The following is a 15,376-nucleotide window of genomic DNA, read 5'->3' on the forward strand; positions in this document are numbered from 1 at the left end:
GATGCAGACCCGCGCCAGCCTTCCGGTGACCCCCGCCAGCCCCGCCCCCGCCCCTGCGGCGAAGGCGGTCGCGGTGCGGCACAGGCTGCGCGCGATGCTCTCGTGGCTGCATCTGTGGGTCGGCCTGCTGGCGGGCACCGTGTTCGCGCTGGTGGGGCTGTCGGGCAGCGTGCTGGTCTTCCATGACGACATGCTGCAATGGCAGCACCCGCAGCTTGCCGGGCACGAACCGCGGGCCGACGGCGCCGTGTTGGCGCGCATCTTCGATCAGTGGTCGCCCGAAGGCCTCGGCAGCGTCCACCTGCCCGAACCCGACGGCGTGCCGACGTGGCAGGGCTACTTCGGCGACGGCCGGCGCGGCTACTTCGATCCGGCCACCGGCGACCTGCTGTTGATGCGCAGCACCGACGACGACTGGCTCTTGTGGCTGCACGACTTCCATATCGAACTGCTAGGCGGCGCGCTGGGCAAGGAGGTGCTCGGCATCGTCGGCTGGATCGCGGTCGGGCTGCTGCTGACCGGGCTGTACCTGTGGTGGCCCAAGGCCGGGCGGCTGCTCGCGCAACTCAGGATGCACCGCGGCCCGCCGGTGCGCCGCTGGCTGACCTGGCACCGCAGCAGCGGGGTGCTGTTGTTGCCGCTACTGTTGCTGGCCACGCTGACCGGCGTCGGCATGATCTACCACGCCGGGTTCCGCGCGGTGCTGACCGGCGCGTTCGGTGGTGATGCCATGCCCACGCCGCCCGAACTCGCGCTGGACGCCGACCGCCCGATCGACTGGTCGCGCGTGCTCGCGCTGGCGGGAACCGCCCTGCCCGATGCGCGCCTGACCCGCACCGGCGCCCCCGAGCCCGGATCCGACGTGGTGTCGTTCCGTGCGCGCAACGCCGGCGAATGGCATCCTAACGGCCGAAGCCTGGTCCATGTGAACCGCGCCGGCACGCGCGTGCTGGCGGTACACGACGCCACCGGCCAGCGCCCAGGTGCCCGCATGACCGAGGCGATCTACCCGCTGCACATCGGTTCCGTCGGCGGGCCCGCCTACCGATGGGCGACCGTAGCCGCCGGCCTGTTGCCGGCCTTCCTGCTGGTGACCGGTTTCCTGTTCTGGCGCCGGCGCCGGGGCAAGCGCTGATACATCCCGGGCCGGTAAACTGCGCGGATGCGGATCGGTCCCCACATCATTGAACCCAAGTTGGTCCTCGCGCCGATGGCGGGCGTCACCGACAAGCCCTTCCGGGTGCTGTGCAAGCGCCTGGGCGCCGGTCTGTGCGTGTCGGAGATGACCACGTCCGACCCGCGCTTCTGGGGCACCGCCAAGTCGCGCCACCGGATGGACCACGCCGGCGAGCCGGCGCCGGTCAGCGTGCAGATCGCCGGCACCGTCCCCCAAGTGATGGCCGACGCCGCCCGCCACAACGTCGACAACGGCGCGCAGATCATCGACATCAACATGGGCTGCCCGGCGAAGAAGGTCTGCAACGCCTGGGCAGGCTCGGCGCTGATGCGCGAACCGGCGCTGGTCGCCGACATCCTCGATGCCGTGGTCAACGCGGTCGACGTGCCGGTGACGCTGAAGATCCGCACCGGCTGGGCGGCCGGCCACCGCAACGCGCTGGAGATCGCCCGGATCGCCGAGGCGGCCGGCATCGCCGCGCTCGCGGTGCATGGCCGCACACGCGACCAGCAGTACAAGGGCCTGGCCGAGTACGACACGATCGCCGAGGTCAAGGCGGCACTGTCGATCCCGGTGATGGCCAACGGCGATGTCGACTCCCCGCGCAAGGCCCGCGAGGTGCTGGATTACACCGGCTGCGACGCGGTGCTGGTCGGCCGCGCCGCGCAGGGACGGCCGTGGATCTTCCGGGAGATCGGCCATTACCTCGACACCGGCACCGGACTACCGGAGCCGTCGCTGGCCGAGGTCCGCGACATCCTGCTCGGCCACCTGCGCCACCTGCACGATTTCTACGGCGAACCGTCCGGTGTGCGCATCGCCCGCAAGCATCTGGGCTGGTACGCCAGGGATCGCCCCGAGAACGCCGCGTTCCGCGCGGTGGTCAACCGCGCCGAGACCGCCGACGCACAATTGCGCCTGACCGCCGACTACTTCGATGCCCTCGTCGCGGGCGTCGCCCCCGACCTGCCCGTTGCCGCCTGAGCGGAGCCGTGGAACCGACATGACCGACTCCTGCACCGCTACCGACTTCCCCTACCTGCACGGCTTCTCGCCGACCGAGCAGGCGCGCCTGATGAAGCAGGCGCGGCTCGCCGAATCCACGATCTTCCGCAACATCGACTACGCCGGCGCGACCCGCCTGCTCGAGGTCGGCAGCGGCGTGGGTGCCCAGACCGAGATCCTGCTGCGCCGCTTCCCCGACCTGCACGTGACCTGCGTCGATCTCAACACCGCGCAGGTCGCCGCCGCCCGCCAGAACCTCGGCAGCCGGCCGTGGCTGGACGGCCGCTACGCCCTGCACGAGGCCGATGCGACCGACCTGCCGTTCGAGCCACGCAGCTTCGACGCCGCCTTCCTGTGCTGGGTACTCGAGCATGTGCCGGCGCCGGCGCGTGCGCTCAGCGAAGTCCGCCGGGTGCTGCAGCCCGGTTCGGTCGTGTACGTCACCGAGGTCATGAATGCCTCGTTCCTGCTCGACCCGTACTCGCCCAACACCTGGCGCTACTGGATGGCGTTCAACGACTTCCAGATCGACAGTGGCGGCGACCCGTTCGTCGGCGCCAAGCTCGGCAACCTGCTGCTGGCCGGTGGCTTCCACGACGTCACCACCGAGGTGAAGACCTTCCACTTCGACAACCGCGAGCCGGCGCGCCGCAAGACCATGATCGCCTTCTGGGAGGAGCTGTTGCTCTCGGCGGCCGACCAGCTGGTCGCGGCTGGCAAGGTCACCCCCGAAGTGGTCGAGGGCGTGCGCGCGGAGATGCGCCAGGTGCAGAACGACCCGAACGCGGTGTTCTTCTTCTCGTTCGTGCAGGCACGCGCCGTCGTCTACTGATCGGCCCGGACGGTGGACTGCGGCTCGGTGTCGCCGGCCGGCCTGGCCGGTTCGAGCATCCCGTTCGGGGTCCAGATGCGCTGCCACATCGCCGACAGCCGCCGGCTCGCCTGCCACGGCCACTGCAACTGGCGCGGCGGCACCTCGCGCCAGCCCGCGCCGTCATCGCGGGCGACCACGAAGCGGAACGAATAGTCCGGTTCCGACCCCATCCGCAGGTCGCTCAGCACCAGCTCGCCATCGCGCCGCTCGGCCTTCATGAAGCCGCGGTTGAACCAGGTCAGCCGCTGCACCGCCGGATACTCGTACACGGCCGCGAGCGCCTTCACGTCGGTCCTGTACTCGCGGAAGTGCATCGCCCCCCGGTCGGCGACCAGTGAGCGCTCGCCCTCGACGAAGCCCTCCGGCGTCATCGCCACGACCCGCCAGAGCAGGATGTTGAACGGGGTCGGCACCGAGAAGCGCGGCGCGTCCGCCAGGTTCATCGCCGCCAGCGAATCCGCCGCCACCCGCTCGACTTGCCACTTGGCCACCTGCGAGGCGCCCAGGTACATCGTGCTGAGCACGAGCCCGCCGACCAGCACCTGCTGGCTGATCCGCCGCTCGCCGGCGATCGCCGCCACCCCAACGCCTACCAGCAGCCACACCGTGTACAGCGGGTCGATGATGAACACGCTGGACCACATCGCCGGCCGTGCCGCGAACGGCCACAGCAGTTGCGTGCCGTAGACAGTGAAGGCATCCAGCAGCGGGTGGGTCAGCAGCGCCAGCTGGATCGCCCAGAACCACCGGCGCGGCGCCTGCGCCACCCGCCCGCCACGGCTCCGGCACCAGGTCCATATCGCCCACGCGACGAACGGCAGCACCAACAGCGAGTGGCTGACGCCGCGGTGCCAGGTCATGCGCTCGACCGGGTTGTCGGTCAGCAGGCTGATCGGCAGCACGTCGAGGTCGGGCAGCGTGCCCAGCGCCGCGCCCGCCAGCAGCGCTGCGCGGCGGTGCCCGGCCGGCGCGATGGCGGCGGCGACCGCGCCACCGAGCAGGATCTGGGTGATGGAGTCCATCGGCGAATGCTACGTCGCCTGGACAGCCGCGGCACCTTAACCGCAGGCATACCCCCGAGCGGGCACAATGCGCGGTGCGGGCGGACTCTGTATGATTCGCGCCCATCCTTTTATCCGAATGCAAGGATATAGCGCCGATGTCGAGCTACCTCTTCACCTCCGAGTCCGTGTCCGAAGGGCACCCGGACAAGATCGCCGACCAGATCTCCGATGCCGTGCTCGACGCGATCCTGACCCAGGACAAGCGCGCCCGCGTAGCCTGCGAGACCATGGTCAAGACCGGCGTGGCGATCGTCGCCGGCGAGATCACCACCAGCGCCTGGATCGACCTGGAGGCGCTGACGCGCAAGGTGATCCTCGACATCGGCTACGACTCCAGCGACGTCGGCTTCGACGGCGCGACCTGCGGCGTGCTCAACCTCATCGGCAAGCAGAGCCCGCACATCGCGCAGGGCGTGGACCGCCGCAAGCCCGAGGAGATGGGCGCTGGCGACCAGGGCCTGATGTTCGGCTACGCCACCAACGAGACCGAAAGCTACATGCCGGCCGCGATCCACCTGTCGCACCGGCTGGTCGAGCAGCAGGCCAGGATCCGCAAGAAGCGCAACTCGCCGCTGCCGTGGCTGCGCCCGGACGCCAAGAGCCAGGTGACTCTGCGCTACGAGGGTGGCAAGGCAACCGCCATCGACGCGGTGGTGCTGTCGACCCAGCACGCCCCGGGCATCAAGCAGAAGGACCTGATCGAGGCGGTGCGCGAGGAGATCCTCAAGCCCGTGCTGCCGGCCAAGTGGCTGCACAAGGGCACCAAGTTCCACATCAACCCGACCGGCAAGTTCGAGATCGGCGGCCCGGTCGGCGACTGCGGCCTGACCGGCCGCAAGATCATCGTCGACACCTACGGTGGCTGGGCCCGCCACGGCGGTGGTGCGTTCTCCGGCAAGGATCCGTCCAAGGTTGACCGTTCGGCCGCCTACGCCGCGCGCTACGTCGCCAAGAACGTGGTTGCCGCCGGCCTGGCCGACCGTTGCGAAGTGCAGGTCAGCTACGCCATCGGCGTCGCCGAGCCGACCTCGATCTCCGTCACCACGTTCGGCACCGGTCGCATCCCCGACGAGCAGATCGAGAAGCTGATCCGCAAGCACTTCGACCTGCGCCCGTACGGCATCATCAAGATGCTCGACCTGGTGCATCCGGTGTACCAGTCGACCGCCGCGTACGGCCACTTCGGCCGCAAGCCGAAGGAACTGAGCTACACCGACTCGGCCGGCGTCACCCACAACGCGACCGCATTCTCGTGGGAGAGGACCGACCGCGCCGAAGAGCTGCGCAAGGCCGCCAAGCTGAAGTAAGGCGCCACGCGGCCCTCCTCGTCCGGGGAGGGCCGCGATAGAATCCCAGCCCTGTCCCGCCGAGGGGCGCTGCGACCGCGACGCTGAAGAGCGCGGCCAGGCTCGGCGGGGTCCACCCAGAACGGCGCCCGGTTGCTTTCAACCGCCCCACCGCAACGGACCGGGGCCATGACCGGAGCTTCATCCATGAACGCTGTAACCAAGACCTTTTCGATGGATGGCGACTACAAGATCGCCGACATCTCGCTGGCCGACTACGGCCGCAAGGAAATCGACATCGCCGAGCACGAGATGCCTGGCCTGATGTCGATCCGCCGCAAGTACGCGTCCGAGGCCCCGCTCAAGGGCGTGCGCGTGACCGGCTCGCTGCACATGACCATCCAGACCGCGGTCCTGATCGAGACGCTCAAGGACATCGGCGGCGACGTGCGCTGGGCATCGTGCAATATCTTCTCGACCCAGGACCACGCCGCCGCGGCCATCGCCGCCACCGGCACCCCGGTGTTCGCCTGGAAGGGCGAGACGCTGGAGGAGTACTGGGACTGCACCTTGGAGGCGCTGAGCTTCCCCGATGGCAACGGCGGCTACCTCGGACCGCAGCTGGTGGTCGACGACGGTGGCGACGTGACCCTGTTGATCCACAAGGGCTATGAGCTCGAACAGGGCGACGAGTCCTGGGTCAACAGCGCCTCGGGCAGCCACGAGGAGCAGGTCATCAAGAACCTGCTCAAGCGCGTGCACGCCGAGCGCCGCGGTTTCTGGACCACCGTCGTGCGTGACTGGAAGGGTGTCTCCGAGGAGACCACCACCGGCGTCCACCGCCTGTACCAGCTCGCCGAGCAGGGCAAGCTGCTGATCCCGGCGATCAACGTCAACGACTCGGTCACCAAGTCCAAGTTCGACAACCTGTACGGCTGCCGCGAGTCGCTGGCCGACGGCCTCAAGCGTGCGATGGATGTGATGCTCGCCGGCAAGGTCGTGGTGGTGTGCGGCTACGGCGACGTCGGCAAGGGCTGCGCGGCGTCGATGCGTGCCTACGGCGCGCGCGTAGTGGTCACCGAGATCGACCCGATCTGCGCGCTGCAGGCGGCGATGGAAGGCTTCGAGGTCAACACCATCGAAAGCACCCTGGGCCGCGGCGACATCTATGTCACCACCACCGGCAACAAGGACATCATCACCGTGCAGCACATGCAGGCGATGAAGGACCAGGCCATCGTCTGCAACATCGGCCACTTCGACAACGAGATCCAGGTCGATGCGCTGTACGCCCTGAAGGACGTGGCCCGGACCAACATCAAGCCGCAGGTCGACAAGTTCACCTTCGCCAATGGCAACTCGATCTTCCTGCTCGCCGAAGGCCGACTGGTCAACCTGGGTTGCGCGACCGGCCATCCCAGCTTCGTGATGTCGAACTCGTTCGCCAACCAGACGCTCGCCCAGATCGACCTGTGGGCCAACAAGGAGAGCTACGGCAAGCAGGTGTACCTGCTGCCGAAGCGGCTCGACGAGGAAGTTGCGCGCCTGCACCTGGAGAAGATCGGCGTGAAGCTCACCACGCTGACCGACGAGCAGGCGAAGTACCTCGGCGTCGCGGTCGAGGGGCCGTACAAGCCGGACCACTACCGCTACTGAGTCGGCGGAACAGGGATCCATGGAAACGGGCGCTTCGGCGCCCGTTTTTGTTTGCGCCAGTCATGTGGTCGCCGACCCATTTCCATTCATCCCGATGAAGCGATATATTGCGCCGATCCAATCGTCGGCGCCCGCCCATGGTCCCCATCAGCTTCGAGTTCTATCCGCCCAAGACCGAGGAGCAGCGTTCGCAGCTGGACCGCACCGCGGCGCGGCTGCGCGACCACGCGCCCGACTACGTCAGCGTGACCTTCGGCGCCGGCGGCTCCACCCTCAGCCACACGCCCGAGTCGATCCAGCGCCTGCGTGGCCAGCACGGCTACGACGCGGCGCCACACATCACGTGCATGGGCGGCTCGAAGGAGGAGATCCGCGGCCTGCTGAAGCTCTACCGCGCGCTCGGCGCCAAGCGCCTGGTGACGCTGCGGGGCGACCTGCCGTCGGGCATGGTCAGCCCGGGCGACCTGCGCTACGCGAGCGAGCTGGTCGAGTTCATCCGCGCCGAAACCGGTGACCACTTCCACATCGAAGTGGCCGCCTACCCCGAGATGCACCCGCAGGCGCGCGACTCGCGTGCCGACCTGGAGCACTTCGTCCGCAAGGTGCGCGCGGGCGCCAACGGGGCGATCACCCAGTACTTCTACAACGCCGATGCGTACTTCCGCTTTGTCGACGACATCCGCGCGGCCGGTGTCGAAATCCCGGTCGTGCCGGGGATCATGCCGATCTCGAACTTCAGCCAGATCCGGCGGTTTTCGGACATGTGCGGCGCCGAGATCCCGCGCTGGATCGCCCAACGCATGCAGTCCTATGGCGACGATTCCACCAGCGTCCGTGAGTTCGGCGCGGAGGTGGTCGCCCAGCTGTGCCGCCGGCTGGTGGATGGCGGCGCGCCGGCGCTGCACTTCTACACGTTGAACCTGGCGAAACCGACGCTGAACGTACTGTCCCGGTTGGGTTGAGTTCAGCGCCGGTTGGCAAGCGGTTCAGCCCGCAAGCCCTTCTGCCACAAGGCGTTGACGATACCCGGCGGAGCATGGCGGTCACCCCCGCAGTGCCCCGCCGCCATGAACAGACTCCCCTTCAGTGCCCTGGCCGCCGCCGTGCTGGCCGCCTCGGCGATGCCGTGCAACGCGCCGGCGCAGAGTGCCGGCATCCAGCGCTGCCTGGCGCCGGATGGAACAGCGATCTACACGGACAAGGCCTGCGCCGCGTTTGGCGCGGAAGCGGCGCCGATGTCGGGCGAGCTGGTCAACCGCCTGGTGTTCGATGGTGGTTCCGCGGACAGCGACAGCTCGTCCCTGATCGCACCCAATGGTCCACGCCCAGCGGTCACCGCACGCCGCTCGGCGGCCAGCGGCTGCGCCCGTTCGCCCACCCAGCTGGCAATGGACCTGCACGGCTCGTGGGGGCTGGGCGATGTCAACCGTATCGCCGAGAGCTACCACTGGGTGGGCCTCGGGAATGACCAGGCCCAGTCGGTCATGGAACGTCTCGGGCGTCTCTCCGACCAGATGCTCTGGGATACCAGGTTCTTCGACGCCCGCATCGGCGGCGGCCTCTACGCCGACGCCTCCGGCGGCGTGGCCGACGGCAGTGTCGGCATCATGCAACTGGTGTTCGAACAGGGCGGCAGCCAGCGGGTCCAGGACCTGAAAGTCCAGCGCTACCAGGGTTGCTATTTCGTCCGGTTCTGAGTGCGCCAAAACGCGACCTGTCCCCGCAAAACCGACAGAGTCCCTTTCACCCGGCCTTCACACCGGGGTAGGCTCGGGGGATGACCCGCATCTTCCTGTCCCTGCTGCTGGCGACATTGCTGGCACCTCCCGCCCTGCTGACGGCATCTCCGGCGTCGGCGCAGACCCGCGCGTGCGTCCAACCTGACGGCACTCCTGTCTACACGGACCGGGCCTGCGCCAGCGTCGGCGCGGTGGAGCGACCCGCCTCTTCCACCCTGCCCGGCAACCGGCGGGTCTACCGCGGCGGCTGCGCGCGGCACCTGCAGGACCTCATGTTCGAGATGTCGACGGCGATCGACGCGCGCGATGCCAACCGGTTGGCCAACGTCTACCACTGGGCGGGCATGTCGGGTCGCAACGGGTATTCGACGATGGACCGCCTCGACGAAGTGGTCCGGCGTCCACTGGTGGACATCGTGCCGGTGCTGCCGGCGCGCGCGGAGTCGTGGAGCGGCGTGCAGCTGGCCCATGCCGCGATCCCCTCGGCGGACGGCCGGACTTCGACTGCACCGCCGGCAATCGATACTGTCGCGGCCGAGGTGGCCACGCTGCCGCCTGATCCGCTGGACTACCACGCGCCGCCGGCGCGGCCGGTCGCCCTGCGGCTGGTGCAGACCCTCGAGGACGGCACCACGCCGGCCGAGACCGTGTTCCAGCTGCACGAGCATTTCGGCTGCCTCTGGATCCGGGGCTGAGCACTCCGCGGCGGGCTGCGGGCACAATGACCCGACCTCCCGCGGATGACCGGCATGCAGTACCCCGAATGGATCTGGCACAACGGCGCGATCAAGCGCTGGGAAGAAGCAACGACCCACGTGATGGCGCATGCGCTCCATTACGGCTCGTCGGTGTTCGAAGGCATCCGTTGTTACGAGACTCCGTCCGGCCCGGCCATCTTCCGCCTCACCGACCACAACACCCGGCTGTACGCTTCGGCGCGGATCTATGAAATGCCGATGCCCTACGGGCTGGATGAGATCAACGCGGCCTGCCGCGAGGTGGTCCGGCGCAATGGACTGACCCGCGCCTACCTCCGCCCGTTCGCGTTCCGCGGCTTGGGCGGCTTTGGGCTGTCGGCCGATACCCCAGTGGAAATGTCGGTCGGCGCGTGGTTCATGGGCCCCTATCTCGGGCCGGGGGCGCTGGAAACCGGCATCGACGCCTGCGTGTCCAGCTGGCAGCGGTTTGCCCCCAACACCATCCCGGCCGGTGCAAAGGCCGGCGGCAACTACCTGTCGGGGCAGCTCGTCGCCCGCGAGGCGCGCCGACTGGGCTTTGGCGAAGGCATCGCGCTGGCCTCCACCGGACTGTTGTCGGAAGGCGCCGGCGAAAACCTGTTCCTCGTTTTCAACGGCACCCTGCACACGACGCCGGTGAGCGCCGCGCTCCTCAACGGCATCACCCGCGACTCGCTCATCCGGCTGGCGCGGGACGCCGGCATCGAGGTGGTCGAGCGGGACCTGCCGCGCGAATACCTGTACCTGTGCGACGAGCTGTTCATGTGCGGCACCGCGGCCGAGATCACCCCCATCCGTTCGGTCGATGGTCGACAGGTCGGCGCCGGCAAGCCCGGCCCGGTGACCCGCCGGCTGCAGGAACTGTTCTTCGGATTGTTCGACGGTTCCACGCCCGACCGCTATCGCTGGTTGGAACCGCTGGACGCCTGAGCGTACGCGGGGCGGTTCAGCCACCGCCCCCCGCGCGGTCGAAGGTCAGGGTTGCGACCACGCCGCGTACCTCGCCGGGCCGGACCCGCACGTCCCAGCCGTAGAGGTCGCACAGCCGACGCACGATCGACAGTCCGATGCCGCCGCCCTGCGTATGCCCGGCGTGGGTGCCGCGATAACCACGCTGGAACAGCTGGGCGGCATCCTCCTCGCTCAGGCCGGGGCCCGAGTCGACCACCTCCACCGCGCGGGGCAGCAGTCGCACCACCACCTCGCCCTCGAGCGTGTACTTGACCGCGTTGCCGACCAGGTTGCCGAGCGCGACCGCCACCGCGGCTTCGGGCGCGTCCACGACCAGGCCGCGCTCGCCCTCCATCCGCAGCTCGAGCGACTTGCCGACGACCTGGGTGCGGTGCACGTCGAGCAGCTGCTCGGCGATCTTCGCCACGTCCGTGGCGCCGTGGCCACGCTCGTTGCGTGACAGCAGCAGCAACGCGCTGATCAGGTCGGTGCACTGCTGCTCGGCGCGCTGGATGCGATGCACGCGGGCACGGGTCTTGTCGTCGATGTCCGGGCGCGACAGCAGCAGCTCAACCGCGCCGCGGATCACCGCCAACGGGGTACGCAGCTCGTGGCTGACGTCGGCATTGAATTCCCGATCCCGCTGTACCACTTCGGTCAACCGCGCCGAGTAATCGTCAAGCGCGGAGGCAAGTTGACCGACTTCGTCATCGGGGAAGTGGCTGGCGAGCATGTCGGCGCCGCTACTTCCGACCGGACCCTGGAGACGGCGGGCAAGTTCCGATACAGGACTCATCACGCGGGATGCGGCCCACCAGCCGATCAGGAACGCCAATCCCGAAAACAACGCCACCGCGAAGAGCACCCACCTTCTCAGCTTCTCCGCTGCCGCGGCCGCGCCGGTGACGTCGTAGCGCACAAGGCTCGTGAACTCGCCTTCGCCGGGTCGGTATCCCTTACGTACCGCGACCTTGTAGACATGCCATGACCCGTCCGGCGCCTGCTGCCGGATGTCGTGCACACCCTCCGGCAGGTCCCGGTACAGCGGATCGACCTTGAACGCGTTCCGCGGACTCCACGTCCGCGCGTCGAAGATCAGGAAGAACGGCGCTTCATCCGGGTTGCGCTCCACCTGCTCGACCAGATTGGAAACTTCACGCTGGAGCGTTGTCTCCACCAGCTCGGCTTCGAGCCGATTCCGGAGGGCGAGCGTGGAAAACGCAAACAGTGTCGTCAGCCCAAACCCGAGCAGCACGAACGCCAGAATGATGCGGCTGCGCAGGCGCCTTCGATATCGCCGCTGCCGCCTTGGCGGTGCGGTGTTCGCATCCGCTTCGACCGGATCGGGTACGGCCTCAGTTTCCGCCATCGAGCTCGGCGATCCGGTAACCGATGCCATGGCGGGTCTGGATCAGGTTGGTCTCGAACGGCTTGTCGACCACGGCGCGCAGGCCATGGATGTGCACCCGCAGCGAGTCGGAGTCGGGCAATTCCTCGCCCCAGACCCGGGTTTCCAGTTCCTGCCGGGTGACAACCGCCGGCGACGCTTCCATCAGCGCCTGCAGGATCTTCAGCGCGGTCGGGTTGAGCTGCAGCAGCTTGCCCTGCCGGCGCACCTCCAGTGTGTCGAGGTTGTATTCGAGGTCGGCGGCGTTGAGCACGCGGGTCTGCACCCCGCGGCCGCGGCGCGACAGCGCGTTGAGCCGGACCTCCACCTCCTGCAGCGCGAACGGCTTGATCAGGTAGTCGTCGGCGCCCGACTCGAAGCCCGCCAGCTTGTTGTCCAGGCTGTCACGTGCGGTCAGCATGAGCACCGGGGTCTGCTTGCGCGCCTCGTTGCGCAGCTTCCGGCAGACCTCCAGGCCGTCGAGCCCGGGCAGGTTGAGGTCGAGGACGATCGCATCGAAGTCATGGACGACCGCCAGGTGCAGGCCGGTGATGCCGTCGGCGGCGAAATCGACGGTGTGGCCGCGGTCTTCGAGGAAGTCGCCCAGATTGGCGGCAATGTCCTGGTTGTCTTCAATGACGAGAATGCGCATCGTGCCTTCCGGTTCGTTGCCCGGCCGGCCGGGAGCGGTCGATCGGGCATGGGTGTGAGGGGCGCAACGTCGACGATCCAACGGATTCTGCCAGAGCGCGCGCCGCAGCAGCATGCCCCGGCGCCGCGTGATGGAACCGTCGGCAATGGAACACGCGCGATAAAAAACCCAGGCGCGGAGCCACCGCGCCTGGGTCAAAGGGTGTTGCCCCGATACCGCGACCTGCGGGCTTCCCGGTTTGGGTGGCTGTGCCATCGACACCGGTGACGGGCAAAGCTGCGGTTTGGAGAAGGCTACCCCCGGGGCGATTAAAGGGCCGTTAAGCGGCGTCGACCCGCCCCCGGAGGGTGGCACATTGCATGCAAAATCAATTACTTGTCTTTCGCAGCTGCACGCTTGGACATCCGTCGCCGGTGGCGTTCGGCCACGTACTCCACGATCGCGCCGGCCACGTCCACACCGGTCGCGTCCTCGATCCCCTCCAGTCCCGGCGACGCGTTCACCTCCAACACCAGCGGCCCGCGGTTGGAGCGGATCAGGTCGACACCCGCAACCCCCAGGCCCAGCACGCGCGCGGCACGGATGGCGGCATCCTGCTCCGCCAGGGTCGCCTTGGCGCCACGGGCGCTTCCGCCACGATGCAGGTTGGAGCGGAAGTCACCCTTGGGGGCTTGGCGTTTCATCGCTGCAACCACCTTGCCGCCCACGACGAAACAACGCAGGTCGGCGCCCTTGGCCTCGGGGATGAATTCCTGCACCAGGAACTGCGCATACAGCCCCCGCAGGGCCTCGATGACGCCCTTCGATGCCGACAGCTTCTCGGTCAGCATCACCCCGGCGCCCTGGGTGCCCTCGTTGAGCTTGATGACGTGCGGCGGCGGGCCGAGCATCGACAGCAGGTCAGCGGTGTCGTCCGGGTTGTCGCCAAAGACCGTGGCCGGCATGCCGATCCCCTGCGCGGCCAGCAACTGGTGGCTGCGCAGCTTGTCGCGTGCGCGCAGGATCGCGTCGGAGGAGTTGGGAGTGAAGCTGCCCATCAGCTCGAACTGGCGCAGCACCGCGGTGCCGTAGCGCGTAACCGAGGCGCCGATGCGTGGGATGACCGCGTGGTAGCCGGAGATCGACTGCCCCTTGTAGTGCATCGCGAACCCGTCGCTGGCGATGCGCATGTAGCAGCGCAGCGGGTCCAGCGTACGGACCGTGTGGCCCTGCTCGCGGGCCGCCTCGACCAGGCGCCGGGTGGAGTACAGCTTGGTGTTGCGCGACAGGATCGCGAGCTTCATGGGTGCGGCCGGGCAGGGTCGGGGGAAACAACGTCGAGGCGCACCGGAGGTCCGGCGCGGCCGTGCAGGAACGAGCGTGCCGGATCGACCGTGAAGGCTTTCACCATCGCGGTGCGGCCCAGCAGCATCGGGAACGCCATGCCGTGGCGCCGGGTCAGGTTGATGTCGATCTCGCGCTCGATCCCGGCCACGCGCAACGTGGTGCGGATGAAGACCCTCAGGGTGCCATGCCCGCCCGAGTCGACCACGGTGCGCTCGTCGACCACCGGCGCCGTGCACTCGATCGCTTCCCCCGCATGCGCCGGGGTCAGCCGGAATCCCACCCACGGGGCGCCGCGCTCGCTGAATCGCCACTGGTCATCCACGTGCAGCGCCGAGCTGCGCGCCCCGCTGTCGATCTTGGCGCGGATCGCCCCCACGCCCAGCGTGGGCAGCGCCACCCACTCGCGCCAGCCGAGCACGACTTTCGATGGCATCGACATCTGTCGCCTCCGCGGCGGGCTGGGACCGGCGGTGCCGGGGGCCGGAACGAAAACGGCGACCCCGTCCTGAGAGCGGGGCCGCCGTGGAATTTGGAGCGGGTGATGGGAATCGAACCCACGCTATCAGCTTGGGAAGCTGAAGTTCTACCATTGAACTACACCCGCATGAGCGGAAGTCTACAGCCAGCGGGGGCGCGACAGGAAGCACCCGCCGGCGATCGCACGCCGGCGGGTAACGGCCGTCAGAACCGGCTGCCGACGGTCGCGAACACCGTCGCATGGTGCCCACCGGTCTGGTTGACCGTGAGGCTGCTGCCGAGGTTGGCGTCCAGGCCGAACAGCTGCGTGCGCGCGCCGAACATCAGGCTGCCGTAGCTGTCGTCGAACGCCACGCCGGGCACCGCGTAATCGGTCGTGCCGGGCATCGACTGGAGCCGCGCGAACGCCTGCTCCGGATGGTCCTCGAGCTCCCGGTCGACGGTCAGGCGCGCGTAAGGCTGGAAGTGGCCGCCGTCGTAACGCACCTGCCAACCGGCGCTGGCGATCATCGAGTCGAAGGTCTGCTCCGGATAAGCCAGCGAGGTCGACAGTGCCGGTTCGCTCTCGGCAAACCCGTCGATGTCGATCTGCTGGGCCAGCACGCCGATCACCGGGCCGTGGCGCACGGCGCCGTCGCCGAACTCCCAGCCGGCGTTGAGGCCGACGCTCATGTTGTCGCCGTCGACATCGGCATGGTGCACGCGGGTCGCCTGGCCGAGGTTGGCGTTGCGCTCGATGTCGAAGCCCAGTTGGCTGAAGCTGGCCTGCGCGTTGATCCAGCCGCCCGCCTCGGACATCCATGCCAGGTACGCGCCGACGCTCGCCTCGCTCTGGTCGAAACTGCCGCCGCGGTTGCCCCAGTCATGCTGCTGCTGGCCGTAGCCACCGAATGCACCGAAGGTCAGCGCGCCACGGCGCCAGTCGACGCCGACGGTCAACGCCGGGCCGGCCCCGTCGTACACGCGGCCGTGGTCGTAGCGCTGGAAGTCGCCGCGCACGTCGGCCCACCAGCGCGCGCCCTCGCCCTCGACCGGCACCGCCAGC

General features: G+C 68.6%; 15 protein-coding genes, 1 tRNA gene and 1 riboswitch. Of the genes, 9 read left to right on the top strand and 7 right to left on the bottom strand.

The window, feature by feature from the left end; genetic code table 11:
- Window position 1: 1 nt before the first annotated feature.
- The 3 genes from ACKVMH_RS00445 to ACKVMH_RS00455 are packed head-to-tail and all read left to right on the top strand — an operon-like array spanning window position 2 to window position 3,014.
- Window positions 2-1,135, top strand: coding sequence for a PepSY-associated TM helix domain-containing protein (locus ACKVMH_RS00445; RefSeq protein WP_412698823.1), 1,134 nt, complete (start codon window positions 2-4; stop codon window positions 1,133-1,135).
- Window positions 1,136-1,162: 27 nt separating this feature from the next.
- Window positions 1,163-2,161 carry a tRNA dihydrouridine synthase DusB gene (dusB, locus tag ACKVMH_RS00450; RefSeq protein WP_412698824.1) on the top strand — a complete coding sequence of 333 codons (999 nt, stop codon included), beginning with the start codon at window positions 1,163-1,165 and terminating at the stop codon, window positions 2,159-2,161.
- Between the two features lie 19 nt (window positions 2,162-2,180).
- Entirely contained in the window at window positions 2,181-3,014 is an 834-nt protein-coding gene (locus ACKVMH_RS00455; protein WP_215219690.1) for a class I SAM-dependent methyltransferase, read from the top strand.
- On the opposite strand, the gene ACKVMH_RS00460 is transcribed toward ACKVMH_RS00455, so the two are convergent.
- The gene (locus ACKVMH_RS00460; protein ID WP_215219689.1) at window positions 3,008-4,078 is read right to left on the bottom strand and encodes a metal-dependent hydrolase; all 1,071 of its coding nucleotides are present in this window, start codon (window positions 4,076-4,078) and stop codon (window positions 3,008-3,010) included. The genes ACKVMH_RS00455 and ACKVMH_RS00460 overlap by 7 nt on opposite strands.
- Window positions 4,079-4,215: 137 nt before the next feature.
- On the opposite strand from ACKVMH_RS00460, the gene metK reads away from it, so the two are divergent.
- From metK to ACKVMH_RS00490, 6 genes are all read left to right on the top strand, one after another.
- The gene (gene metK, locus ACKVMH_RS00465; RefSeq protein ID WP_215219688.1) at window positions 4,216-5,427 is read left to right on the top strand and encodes a methionine adenosyltransferase; all 1,212 of its coding nucleotides are present in this window, start codon (window positions 4,216-4,218) and stop codon (window positions 5,425-5,427) included.
- Window positions 5,428-5,482: 55 nt separating this feature from the next.
- Window positions 5,483-5,564, top strand: a riboswitch (S-adenosyl-L-homocysteine riboswitch).
- A gap of 49 nt (window positions 5,565-5,613) precedes the next feature.
- Window positions 5,614-7,062 carry an adenosylhomocysteinase gene (gene ahcY / locus ACKVMH_RS00470; protein WP_412698825.1) on the top strand — a complete coding sequence of 483 codons (1,449 nt, stop codon included), beginning with the start codon at window positions 5,614-5,616 and terminating at the stop codon, window positions 7,060-7,062.
- A gap of 137 nt (window positions 7,063-7,199) precedes the next feature.
- Window positions 7,200-8,024, top strand: a complete 825-nt coding sequence (gene metF / locus ACKVMH_RS00475) for a methylenetetrahydrofolate reductase [NAD(P)H] (RefSeq protein WP_412698826.1) — start codon at window positions 7,200-7,202, stop codon at window positions 8,022-8,024.
- Window positions 8,025-8,129: 105 nt separating this feature from the next.
- Entirely contained in the window at window positions 8,130-8,759 is a 630-nt protein-coding gene (locus tag ACKVMH_RS00480; protein ID WP_412698827.1) for a hypothetical protein, read from the top strand.
- Between the two features lie 80 nt (window positions 8,760-8,839).
- On the top strand, window positions 8,840-9,496 hold the full coding sequence (locus ACKVMH_RS00485; RefSeq protein WP_412698828.1) for a DUF4124 domain-containing protein: 657 nt from the start codon (window positions 8,840-8,842) through the stop codon (window positions 9,494-9,496).
- Window positions 9,497-9,541: 45 nt separating this feature from the next.
- The gene (locus tag ACKVMH_RS00490) at window positions 9,542-10,468 is read left to right on the top strand and encodes a branched-chain amino acid transaminase (protein ID WP_412698829.1); all 927 of its coding nucleotides are present in this window, start codon (window positions 9,542-9,544) and stop codon (window positions 10,466-10,468) included.
- Between the two features lie 16 nt (window positions 10,469-10,484).
- Here ACKVMH_RS00490 and ACKVMH_RS00495 read toward each other — a convergent pair whose 3' ends face one another.
- From ACKVMH_RS00495 to ACKVMH_RS00520, 6 genes are all read right to left on the bottom strand, one after another.
- The gene (locus ACKVMH_RS00495; RefSeq protein ID WP_412698830.1) at window positions 10,485-11,858 is read right to left on the bottom strand and encodes a sensor histidine kinase; all 1,374 of its coding nucleotides are present in this window, start codon (window positions 11,856-11,858) and stop codon (window positions 10,485-10,487) included.
- The gene (locus ACKVMH_RS00500; RefSeq protein WP_412698831.1) at window positions 11,845-12,528 is read right to left on the bottom strand and encodes a response regulator transcription factor; all 684 of its coding nucleotides are present in this window, start codon (window positions 12,526-12,528) and stop codon (window positions 11,845-11,847) included. The genes ACKVMH_RS00495 and ACKVMH_RS00500 overlap by 14 nt, the downstream gene beginning before the upstream one ends.
- 371 nt (window positions 12,529-12,899) lie before the next feature.
- Entirely contained in the window at window positions 12,900-13,811 is a 912-nt protein-coding gene (rimK, locus tag ACKVMH_RS00505; protein WP_215219680.1) for a 30S ribosomal protein S6--L-glutamate ligase, read from the bottom strand.
- Entirely contained in the window at window positions 13,808-14,293 is a 486-nt protein-coding gene (locus tag ACKVMH_RS00510; protein ID WP_412698832.1) for an ATP-dependent zinc protease family protein, read from the bottom strand. Before ACKVMH_RS00510 ends, rimK begins: the two co-directional genes overlap by 4 nt.
- 91 nt (window positions 14,294-14,384) lie before the next feature.
- Window positions 14,385-14,458: transfer RNA gene (locus ACKVMH_RS00515), tRNA-Gly, on the bottom strand.
- Window positions 14,459-14,535: 77 nt separating this feature from the next.
- A partial coding sequence (locus ACKVMH_RS00520) for an autotransporter outer membrane beta-barrel domain-containing protein (RefSeq protein ID WP_412698833.1) occupies window positions 14,536-15,376 on the bottom strand: 841 nt, incomplete at its 5' end.

The sequence above is a fragment of the Lysobacter zhanggongensis genome (assembly GCF_046638635.1).
GTDB lineage: Bacteria > Pseudomonadota > Gammaproteobacteria > Xanthomonadales > Xanthomonadaceae > Novilysobacter > Novilysobacter luteus.

Bases quoted from the DNA above. Each gene is read 5' to 3' on its own strand.
- ACKVMH_RS00445 (WP_412698823.1), top strand. From the start codon at position 2: ATGCAGACCCGCGCCAGCCTTCCGGTGACCCCCGCCAGCCCCGCCCCC.
- dusB (WP_412698824.1), top strand. From the start codon at position 1,163: ATGCGGATCGGTCCCCACATCATTGAACCCAAGTTGGTCCTCGCGCCG.
- ACKVMH_RS00455 (WP_215219690.1), top strand. From the start codon at position 2,181: ATGACCGACTCCTGCACCGCTACCGACTTCCCCTACCTGCACGGCTTC.
- ACKVMH_RS00460 (WP_215219689.1), bottom strand. From the start codon at position 4,078: ATGGACTCCATCACCCAGATCCTGCTCGGTGGCGCGGTCGCCGCCGCC.
- metK (WP_215219688.1), top strand. From the start codon at position 4,216: ATGTCGAGCTACCTCTTCACCTCCGAGTCCGTGTCCGAAGGGCACCCG.
- ahcY (WP_412698825.1), top strand. From the start codon at position 5,614: ATGAACGCTGTAACCAAGACCTTTTCGATGGATGGCGACTACAAGATC.
- metF (WP_412698826.1), top strand. From the start codon at position 7,200: ATGGTCCCCATCAGCTTCGAGTTCTATCCGCCCAAGACCGAGGAGCAG.
- ACKVMH_RS00480 (WP_412698827.1), top strand. From the start codon at position 8,130: ATGAACAGACTCCCCTTCAGTGCCCTGGCCGCCGCCGTGCTGGCCGCC.
- ACKVMH_RS00485 (WP_412698828.1), top strand. From the start codon at position 8,840: ATGACCCGCATCTTCCTGTCCCTGCTGCTGGCGACATTGCTGGCACCT.
- ACKVMH_RS00490 (WP_412698829.1), top strand. From the start codon at position 9,542: ATGACCGGCATGCAGTACCCCGAATGGATCTGGCACAACGGCGCGATC.
- ACKVMH_RS00495 (WP_412698830.1), bottom strand. From the start codon at position 11,858: ATGGCGGAAACTGAGGCCGTACCCGATCCGGTCGAAGCGGATGCGAAC.
- ACKVMH_RS00500 (WP_412698831.1), bottom strand. From the start codon at position 12,528: ATGCGCATTCTCGTCATTGAAGACAACCAGGACATTGCCGCCAATCTG.
- rimK (WP_215219680.1), bottom strand. From the start codon at position 13,811: ATGAAGCTCGCGATCCTGTCGCGCAACACCAAGCTGTACTCCACCCGG.
- ACKVMH_RS00510 (WP_412698832.1), bottom strand. From the start codon at position 14,293: ATGTCGATGCCATCGAAAGTCGTGCTCGGCTGGCGCGAGTGGGTGGCG.